Origin of the sequence: Mesorhizobium sp. Root695 (assembly GCF_001428185.1) — a bacterium.
Classification (GTDB): domain Bacteria; phylum Pseudomonadota; class Alphaproteobacteria; order Rhizobiales; family Rhizobiaceae; genus Mesorhizobium.
Map to the genome: position 1 here is coordinate 1 of NZ_LMHO01000041.1, position 1,378 is coordinate 1,378.

General features: G+C 56.7%; 1 pseudogene. It reads right to left on the minus strand.

Annotated features, from left to right (window positions below):
* Positions 1-286: 286 nt before the first annotated feature.
* Positions 287-597: pseudogene (locus ASD99_RS34980) on the minus strand (type II toxin-antitoxin system RelE/ParE family toxin).
* Positions 598-1,378 lie beyond the last annotated feature (781 nt).

The following is a 1,378-nucleotide window of genomic DNA, read 5'->3' on the forward strand; positions in this document are numbered from 1 at the left end:
AGCAAACTTCTTCGTCGCCAGCGGCGAGCCGCCCTCGTTGGTGAGGCGTATATAGTCGCCACCAACGAGAACTGTCAACACCGATCAGCGATGTTTTTTCGATTTCTCATGGAGATATCCACGGGGCCGAAATTCGTGAGCTGGCTTGGCCGAATTGTGAGCGGTGTTCTGCGCCGACCATTCCTATGGATGCGCCCCGATATCTCGGCGCCGGGTGCGCGCCATCGGCCTGAAAATACCTGTCGGCCCAGGTGGCTGCAGAGCAGTTCCCCACCGGAAGTGGCGTTTAGAGCCGATCTTCGAGCAATTCCGGTGTGATGTTTCGGCCAGCGTAAAAGATGCCTAGGATCAGCACTCGCTCACCCTCGACGGCAAACGCAATGCTGGCGGCGCGCCGGTAGCCAACAATCCGCAGCCCAGGCATGATCTCGACCCGCCCGGTGCCCCGCTGTGGAAAAGTCGACAGACCGAGACAAGGTCGCGGATACCAGCAATGAAATTCCAAGCGATCGCCGGCGACGCACGTCCGGCTATGTCATCGTAGAGTTGCTCCAGCTCGGACTCCGCCTTGGGGTGGAAGACAATCTTGTACTCCATCCCCTACTTGGCTTTCGCCTGCTTGGCGCGATGACGCGCCTCCAGCCGTACATCACTCGGTCCAGGCGGTTCGAGCAATCAGAATAACTGACTATGTCTCCAGATGGCGGGAACGGCACTTCTACCGCCGTGACCTCGCGCGACTTTCTAAGGAAGCGCCGCACATGATCGACGATATTGGGTTGACGATGGATGAAGTAGAGTCCGAGCTTTCAAAGCCATTCTGGCGATGATCGGGTCCTGAGCCCACCATCTTGGTATCACTTCAATGGCTTCAACGCTGAGATTAGAATCTCGCTTATTGTTGGGGGCCTCACCAGTTGGGATCACGTCCTTTAGATTATCATTTGAGGACAAACGGTTGGGTGATTTGAAAACGAAAGATCACAATTGCCTCCCGCCTTGGCGCAAGATATGGCCGCTTCTGGCGAGCGGATCAGATCGCTACGATGACCGACATGAAGGCGCATTGCCGACCGGCAGCCTTGGGCCAACTTGACGATCCGTAGACAGGCACACAATGCGGACGATGTTCAGTTTATGTGACGCGGCTTAGGCGATCGACACATCCCGCCCGAACCTGTTGCTCGCGACAGGCTCACCCGGCGTATCGAGCCGCGATCACGCCGAGGCCGGGGTGGTCGGGCGGTAACTCAGCCATCCTGAACGTCGAATAGCCCTTAAACGCAAAAACCGCCCTGGTTAGACCGGGACGGTTATTGATTTATGATGAATTTGGTTGCGGGGACAGGATTTGAACCTGTGACCTTCAGGTTATGAG